The organism is Corynebacterium sp. HMSC075D04, from assembly GCF_001815635.1.
GTDB classification, from domain to species: Bacteria; Actinomycetota; Actinomycetes; order Mycobacteriales; family Mycobacteriaceae; genus Corynebacterium; species Corynebacterium coyleae.
Map to the genome: position 1 here is coordinate 1 of NZ_KV821296.1, position 8926 is coordinate 8926.

Annotated in this window: 6 protein-coding genes; all 6 read right to left on the reverse strand. The window is 47.8% G+C overall.

Annotated elements, in window-relative coordinates:
• Positions 1–305 precede the first annotated feature (305 nt).
• Complete coding sequence (locus tag HMPREF3048_RS12005) at positions 306–2420, reverse strand: asparagine synthetase B family protein (RefSeq protein WP_141750603.1); 2115 nt, start codon at positions 2418–2420, stop codon at positions 306–308.
• Between the two features lie 65 nt (positions 2421–2485).
• Positions 2486–3244: a glycosyltransferase family protein gene (locus HMPREF3048_RS02440; protein ID WP_070613922.1), complete on the reverse strand. Its 759-nt coding sequence runs from the start codon at positions 3242–3244 to the stop codon at positions 2486–2488.
• The gene (locus HMPREF3048_RS02445) at positions 3244–4803 is read right to left on the reverse strand and encodes a hypothetical protein (protein ID WP_070613923.1); all 1560 of its coding nucleotides are present in this window, start codon (positions 4801–4803) and stop codon (positions 3244–3246) included. The genes HMPREF3048_RS02440 and HMPREF3048_RS02445 overlap by 1 nt, the downstream gene beginning before the upstream one ends.
• Complete coding sequence (locus HMPREF3048_RS12685) at positions 4800–5171, reverse strand: HAD family hydrolase (protein ID WP_083316661.1); 372 nt, start codon at positions 5169–5171, stop codon at positions 4800–4802. Before HMPREF3048_RS12685 ends, HMPREF3048_RS02445 begins: the two co-directional genes overlap by 4 nt.
• A gap of 2 nt (positions 5172–5173) precedes the next feature.
• Positions 5174–6592, reverse strand: coding sequence for a hypothetical protein (locus tag HMPREF3048_RS02450; RefSeq protein WP_070613925.1), 1419 nt, complete (start codon positions 6590–6592; stop codon positions 5174–5176).
• A gap of 269 nt (positions 6593–6861) precedes the next feature.
• Positions 6862–8926, reverse strand: a 2065-nt coding sequence (locus tag HMPREF3048_RS02455) for a glycosyltransferase (RefSeq protein ID WP_141758826.1), incomplete at its 5' end; no start/stop codon positions are given.

The following is an 8926-nucleotide window of genomic DNA, read 5'->3' on the forward strand; positions in this document are numbered from 1 at the left end:
TCTACTCAAACGGAACAAAACCTGGGACACTTCAACTTGACCCCGTTCAAAGATCACTGCCCAACTCGAATCCGCTTTTAGTTAAGCTAGATTAGGTGACAACGAGCAACACCTTGCGCACATTCTCGAAAGGGAAACTTACGCGACTCTATAGGCCTCCATAAATCGCTCGGTGTTTCATAAAATAGAGACCTGCTAGTACTCCAAATCTACACATAGCTCTCTATCTCATTGTTTCCGCTGGAAGCGCTGCTCGGCAGTAGCCACTCATGCCCCGTTCTGGCCCAACGAGATGTGGCGTAGGACTATACGACCTGCTGCTCTCCACTCTCCACTACCATCTGGGCGCGTGGGGCGCCTTTTCGGCGAACAAAGACCTGAGCCCTATATATCCCGGCTCCACCTATCTCGAAAGAAACCGGATTCTGGTATTCCGAATACCAGGCCGTAGAAACTCGGGAGCCATCTTTGAATAAGTAGATCGCTACCTCGGCCTCTGACGAGAGATTTTCACACCACACCTCAATGTTGCGGTCAACGACCTCAATACCTACGTTGACATCTCCCATTGAATACTGCTTACGTGTTCTCTCAAAACGCCCTGGAATACAAATTGTTTGCGTTACCAGATGCTCCTGTTCCGAGGAAAACCTTGTTACACTGTAAGCAGCATCAGATACTCCCAATGCGTCTTCAACAGTAGCTATCTTTGCCAACAGTGATCTTTGAATACCGTTGGAGAAATCACTGTTTACAGCTACGGTTTTTAGTAACCAGTCAGGCAAATATTCGAATACCCTGTCGACTCGTCGTGCTAGTTCGGCACCAAAACCAGACTGAATATCGTATCGTGGTACTCCGGCTATTTCTGCCACTGGAGAGACAGAGGAATTTTCCTCCCATCTAGAAAGCGCACCTGAGCCATTAATCGTATTCCATCGAGTATCACTTGGAAGAGATTTAGTAAGTTCGCGATCCCACTGATCACCATTTAATCCTAATGTAACAAAGGCAGGGTCAATTGACCGCATGATATCAAACTGGAGTTTCCCCCATCCTTGTTCCGTAGGATCCAAGAAAGTTTTTGCCATTATAAACTCAGGCTGGCAAAGGGGATTTACTAAGAGTTCCTCGGTTTCCCACGCTTTTCGCGTAATTGCGTGATGTAACCTTCCAAAATTGACGTCGAAAAAACGGCTCAAGGAATCAAAGTAGGACCTAAAATAAGCGCTAGAAAGGAAGGCCCGCACGAATAGAGCCTCGCCAGCGCTATAGACTTCGTGCGGAACGAACATTTTTGGATTTGAACCGGCGTAGAACCGCCGGAATCCCGCTACCAAATCCTCGCCCGCAAGTGCCGATTTGTGAGCACCCAGCATGCCAACAGCAAACTGCCCACGAAGCATCTCACCGTTCGCGCCATAAAAGTGAGTTCTAAAACCGCGTTTCATCGCAATAGTCGATGAACCCTCAATTTCGAAACTTTGGTGCGATCTTACGTGTTGGAAACGATCCACGGCTTCTGTGACTGTGAACCTGTAGCCTTCACTTGGCTTTGGCTGTTGCCAATTCAGGCCAAAGCGCTCGACAATTCGACTAGCGTAGTGCAAATCACCACGCATAACGTCTCGTGTAGCACCTGCTGGATACCCCATCGGGTTATTGCTTATCACGTTAATAGAATTAAGCGAATCGGCAGCGTGAATTAGAGAAAGTACTGTACGCGAATCTCTGCCACCAGACAGTCCAACTACGGGTTCCTGCTTACTGAAGGCCACGCTTGCTTTGATTTGTTTACTCGCGCGTTCGATACCTTTCGCTATGAGGTCAGAGTAACTACTCCCCGGAGCTGGTTTAGAAAAACGGCGCCGCACGACACTGTAGGTTCCGCTTCTAATTATGATCGCCTCGTCGGCATTTAACGCATACACTCCCCGGCGAAAAGTTTGTTTAGAAAATCTTCTACCGAACAGCGTGTGTACGCTGGAAACGGTGGGGGCAAGTGACGCGAATTCCAACTCGCCACAGCCATCAAATCTCTGCATCCTATGGCAAACCGCCCGGAAACTTGATCCGATGACCAAAACTCCATCCGACCGCTGTCCGTAATAGACGTTAGCGAAACCGAAGTAATCAGCTAGCACAACGTGCACGTTCTGATCATCCCTGAAAATCCCGAACCACTCTCCGTTCGCTTCAAGCAAATCAGCAAGCGGGAAAGTAATCTCAGAATCCGAAAAGCTTAAGGCTCCGGCGTGTATGTTCGCAGGCAAAACACCGTTGATAGCGACCGACCGGAACAACTCCAGGTCAAGTTCTTCAAGCTCTCGAACTGTTATTGATTCGACAACATTCTCAAACTCGGCTACGTCGCTTGGAAAGCAAAATTGAGAGAATTCAGCGCTCTCTGAGAAACGCACGTCAATTGTCCTATCACTAAAATAATCGAGATAAAGCTGCAGCCACCGCAAACTCTAATAAATTTTTAATGTTCTACCGGGTACCGGCCGGGGAGCTCCAGTTGATCACCGACATCTAAAAGCGCTTGAAACTCCGACGGTGTCCCGCAAAACACACAGTCCGACTCAGGTACCTGTCGAAAATAGACTGGCAGATTCTGTCCAATCAGGTGATTATAAAGAGGAGCAATATAATACTCTCCCTTCTCAGTCAGATTGCTATCGAAAAACGCACGAAAAGAATCCAGAAATAGCTCGGAATTAGCAAAGATATACAATCCATTACTGCAAAACTCGGAAATCCGAGTCTTTTCTGCAGTCCTTAATACTCGAGAGCCTGATGCTGGTTCAACGAATGACCAGTGGTCCCCCTCACCCCGAAACACGTCGAGAACGCCGGCCCCGATATGTCTCCGATCGGGAATACTGAAGTTCAATAACATGCTGTCCGCGTTGAAGATAACGAGGGGGCCTGCGTCATCGGATTTCTGCATACGCTCCAATCCGATCGCCACTGAATGCGCTTGACCTTCGGTTTCAAAGTCAAGTTCGACAATCTCAAAATCTCGAATTCCCTCCTTCTTCACGACCTCTGTAACGAAACCTGAAGCATTAAAATCTTCTCGAGTAACAAATAGAAATTTTTGAGACTCGTAATAGGCTTGAAAGCTTCTTAATACCCACGCCAGGACTGGTTCCCCAAACAAACATAGCTCATACTTAGGAACGGAGAATCCTTCTTTAAAGAATCGGCTGGACCGCCCTACCATAGGGATAACAATCATTAGATTAAACCTTCTTTGTAATCATGGTAAAGCCGTAGCCCGTTTGCGAATAGCCCCCACTGCCGACGCTGATTATCCGCATGAAGAGGCAACATAGAAAAGAACAAAAGGATCATCTGGGGTATGGAAGCGTTCAGATCGATATCCCCCAGTAACGCATATCCATCTCGGAGATACACGTCTTTGACTTCTTGCTGATTGTGCGTCGTTAGGACCTCCAGGTCAAATTTCATTCGGGACAGGTCCCAAGAAACATCAAAGGCTCCCGAAATGATCAAGTCGTAGAATCCAATGACGGAGTGCGACAATTTGGCTAGATCGTAATGTAGGTCTCCGGTCGCATCCGAGCTAGTTGCTGGAATCCCTCGGGGATCAAGTAACCGAACACGACGATTCCGGGAATCGTAGAGTATGTTCGAAAAGCACATATCCCCATGTAACAAGCCAGGTAACACTGGGCGGCTAAGGGAATCCGCAATAAGGTCATCAACAATTTCCCAAACGGCGGGGAGACTCACACCATTAAAAACGACTGGTTCATTTCCTGAGACTCCCATAACACTTAAGAATGTTTCAACCCGGGCCCGAGTTTTTGCCACTACTAAGCGGTTCCTCGCCTCGACAGCAAGTGACTCATTAGCAGGCAAAGCCATTTGCGCCCTAAGGAGCCAATCCCCGATTGATCGGAAGAGTTCTGCCCAAAAATGCTTTGGATGGTTGCCGTGCACGAAAAGATCATTTAAAGGAGTCATCGGAAGATATTCGAGTGAATACGAACCAACATTATGATCGACTCCGTAAAGTGCGGGGGCAAACAGCCTCAGATCTTCGGGTAAAAGATCGAACCACTTAGCTTCCGCTAGTATCTTGTCTGTTTTGTGGCTACTCTTCCTTACGATGCCGCCGAAAATTTCAAGGTCGTTAAACTCTCTCTGGGTTGTAAATTTCTCACGAGCTTGAAAGTAGGTATTCACATGTCCGAGATCTAACCAGCCGACTGCCTCAATTTCCTCCAACGGTATACGCTGAGAGTACGCTAAAACCGCACCCTCGAAATCATCGTCAGAGAGCGCAAGTGCACGCGATAGCTCTCTTCTGCTCTCAAAGCAGAAGTATCCACACCATACGTTGGAAGGCTCGCCACTCTGAGTGCCCGCCAGCTGCCAATCATAAGAATCGGTGGTTGCGGAAACCCCCACCACATTCACCGAAGAATCAATGCGTTTTAATAATGTGTCTCCGTGAAGAATCCGGACGATATCATCCCGAGATTCACTTACATTGAGCGCAAACAACACCGATGCCGCCAAACTGAAGCCCGCCGGGACAGTTACCACCTCCACGCCACTGTCATCTATCGCACGACTTTGGAGGTTTGTCAGAGAAATGTTTTCCGGAAGCGAGAGCACAATAGATTCATCTCCGAAGGCTTGTCGCAACGTTTGGACTTGCCAATACAGCAGCGGCCTATTGCCAATCGGCAGAAATACGGGCGGAATCGGTCCGAATTCGGAGCGAAGATCACCTTGGACCTCCGCGGCGGCAGTTATTAATATCACTTTTTTAACCCTATGAGTTCACAGATCTCCAGATAGCTGAGTTTAGCGAATTCGTCCGGCCTTACAGCCTTATCATCGACGTAGAATCCTTCAGATCCACACCAAGGTTTCCCCATATAGATTTCATCATATGGAATCTGGTGCCGATCCAACCATTCTATGAGGGTCGGAAGTGTATGCGCATTTATTTTGCCCAAATTTCCCTCAAAGGTCCTTACGTTTCTGGAGGAATGGAATACGATTTCGAATCCACGATTCTTATATTCACGAAGCCGTTCAATTACAGGTAAGTTTGGCTGCGCACACGCATAATCACCATTTTGAGTAAATGAAATGGTGTCGTCAACGTCGACAATCAGTCGCTTCAAATCTAAACCCTCACCTTTTCAATCGCGGATCTTAGCTGCGGAAGGGTAATCAGTTCTGACTTGAAAAGCCCATTCTTCTGCAGTGGACTGGATACTGGATTTCCTCCCATCATCCAAAGCTCAAGGCCCAAATTGACGTGCCCTTGCAAGTAGTTCGGCTTTCCGAATACCTCGGTTTGTATTCGCACTGATACCGAATGAGGACTCCAAGTTGTCAACAGAGCTTCCATCACATCTGACCGTCCATAGAAGAACTGGTCCCCTACGCCGAATCCCCATGGCTCAAAGAGCCAGTTTGGATGATCATTCCCAATGTCGCTCGGACCTAGGCTTCGCAAGTCTTCGGAAGTCAGAACGGTACCTTCCTTAAAAATCAGATCCGGCCGCACTTTTACGACATAATCATAGTTCCGAGAAAGATACCTTTCCCCCAAAATGGATGGCCACACAAGGTTGTGATAATGCATCTTCATGCCGTTATCCATCAGCTTAAACACCGGCTCCGACTCATCTACCAAATGTATGCGATCCGTGTGGAGGCTCGGAATGGAATTCAGTAGGATTTCATTAAGTGTTTCCAGACTCGCTCCCCTTTGACTACTCAACTCCTTATCAACCAAGGCCAGTTCTCTATCCGTAAGGCTTTCCCCCAGGGGAATTGCCTCCGAATCAAGTACTCGACTCAACCTCGAACGATTGAGTGACGTCCGTCCGAGAGTGCTCCACGACGAGACAAAATAGTCCGCGTCATTGACCTGCAGGTGCCGTTGTAGTTCTGGAAGCGCGCGTTCTGGATTACGCATCTGGCCCGCAACTACTATCGCAGTTCTTCCGCCGTTAGATTCCGAAAAAGGCTTCGGAGCATTCACCAAACGCCGCGTCACAGCAAGATTGACCAGCCTATAACGGTGATCACGACCCTCAGTAGCCCTTTGGATAACCCTAAGCAACTGATCTCCACCAACATTAATTACTGTGGCCGCTAGCGCTATATTCAGTAGAAACTCTGGGGAAAAACTACCGTATGGCAACTCATCGCGCAATATATGCCCAATCAGCCGTTCTGCGTTACTTCGATTTGACAAAAAAACTGCTGCGTCATTGGCACCGAAAGTACTGCCGGCTTCACCAAGGTAGTAGGGGTAAGCCTCCCAGAAAGCTGTCGGTAACAAGTAGGAAAGATTAGAGACATAGGCGGCGGGGGGATTTGCTACCAGCAAGTCACTTCCGAATTCACCTCTCCGGGTATCGAACTTGTTAGCAAAAATCTTGATGCCTTCTGCCCCGTAGTTGCGCATCAACTTAATGCGGATCTGCGACACGAGTCCCGGTGAGCCAAGTACATCTACAGGCGAGTTCGCTGCCAAAACCTCAGCTACCAATTCGGCCACCATTTCGTCTATCTGCTGCATTTCCTCCACTTGCCTTCCCTAGCACCGTTACTTAAACGGTTTCAATATGGACATCATCTCAAACCGGTTGGGCTTAGCGATCGAATTGAATCCCATAAAATCACTAATTATCTCGGGATACAGCGCAATCTTAAAAAAATTCTAGACGAACAGTCCAGCATTAAACTGCTACGAATCATCTTCAAGAATTATCACTCGCTTTGTGGATCGCTTCCGTCCATTCACATTGGAGGTCATCGCAAACTCAGACTTATTCATTCCCCGGCATTTCAGGTGAGCTAGGTGAAATCCGAGAAGATCCTATCCAATACCGTGATTGCTTCCGGAGCGTTGCCCACACCGGATTGATAGGTCAATTCCAGTTCCGACAACGGAGAGCCTTCTTGAACGACGCCCCAAATTGAGGTTCCACTTGCCTTGTAATCAGAAAATTTCGAAGGGAGGAAAGGGTTAATTCCCTCTGGGTTACTACAAACTGCATCATTGACAAGAAGGACGTCCGCTTGCACACAAGCGCTCAAAAAATCGAGATACGGCAAATATCCTTTTACTCTTACGGTCCCCGTCAATCCATAGGTAGAAATCTCTGATTCAACATTTTCTATCTGGTTGGTAAAGATATGCAGCACGACACTTGATCTGACCTCCGGACGTGAATTCATCAACGCAACTAATACATCGCGTAATCCACGATTCGAATAAAACGATCCGAAGTACGCGATGTTAATACGCTCCGGGGGAAACGCACTCGAATCTGATTTGTTAGTGAATAATGATGAATCCGGAGCAGGATGGGATCTCACAAGTGACTTCTGCTCCACCAGCTTCTTTAGGCTTTCCGGATAAGAATGCAGCATGTACGACTTTTGATTTTCATTTGTAAAAATGACTTCGTCAGCAAGTATTACCGTCAGAAATTCAATCAAGTCGAACGCGGTCTCCACATCAGCTAACGGAACCACCGAACTCACAACCTCCAGTAGCTCCGACGAGAGGTCGTTTTCAATAAGTGGTGCTTTTCTCTTCTTTCCCTCCACATCAAACCTTAGAGGATCAGAAAACTCTGCAATCCAGGGAACCGCCGGATGTGCCAATTTATACAAAGCTGCCGCTACATGCGATCCAGCCCACATGGCACGAGAATAAACTGACTCATAAGGACCAATCCGCTTCTGCGTAAGAGAATCCGCCACTGCGAACGCCTTCAATGCAAAAGTGGTAAGTAATGACCAATCATTAAAGGTGACCGGCGCCTCTATTTCCTTATGTTGAACTACCCAACGACCAACAACATGATCAAGACTTTCGTCTCGCTCTCTCGTACTGGACATGTCTGCCGATACGACATCCACCTTCTTCTTTCGAGACCTAATGACTTTAGCCGCCACAACTGCCGAGGTGTCCGAAAATGGGGGAAAGCAGTACGAAAAGACTAAGTCGCTAGCTTGGCCAGTCTGAACATCAGACCATGGAAAGTTAGAGACCGAACGCTCATCAACCAGATCCTCCAGTGCTTGCTCGTCCTGTGGATTTTCCTTCAAATACCGCCTAATAAAGCCCAACTGACCTTTTTGAAGCTGTCGAACTGCAGGAGAATTACCCTCAATCTCATTGAGCGCAACATAGCAGTCGAGGCGTTGCCTCACTGAAAAGTCAAAAGTTGCTGGCTGGCGGGAGACGGAATTCTCCGTTAGCCGCCTTACGTACGCATTGTCGTCAAATTCCACAGCCGAGACGCGGAGATCCGCATCTGATAAAAGTTGCGCAAAGAATACTAGATCTTCGCCACTTTCGAGCGTCTCGTTGTAGCGGTACTCTCCAATAAGATTTCGGTGAACGAGTTTACAAGCATTGAATCCAAAAGCCCAGGATATACCGGTACTAGCGACTTCCGTTCCAGCGATTGCGGAAATCTTCCGATTTAAGGGATTCAAATCGTCGAGTCCCGAGTTCGGTGAATAATTGTGAATTGGCGTCAGCGCTATCACTTTATCCGAGGCAATCTTATAAGCAGATTCTAAGAACCTTGGCAATACCCAGTCATCAGCATCCACGAAAGTTACATACTCGCGTGTGCAAGCGCTCAACCCCAGGTTACGAGCCGCACCCGCCCCCGCTAAAGCGGACTGAAGGAAACGAAGATTGAATCCCGTATTTTCCCGCTCGTAATCGCGAAGTAGGTCTAGAGTTCCATCTTCAGGACCATTAACAATAACAACAACTTCAAGAAGTTCACGAGGGAGCGTCTGAGCGCGTAGCGAATCTAATGTCTTGCGGATCGTACTAACCGATTTGTAACTGGGGACGATTGGGGTGTCATGATTCCGGTGGACGGTGAAACCC

Excerpts from the sequence above, each read along its gene's own strand:
- HMPREF3048_RS02440 (WP_070613922.1), bottom strand. The coding sequence starts at position 3,244 with ATGATTGTTATCCCTATGGTAGGGCGGTCCAGCCGATTCTTTAAAGAA.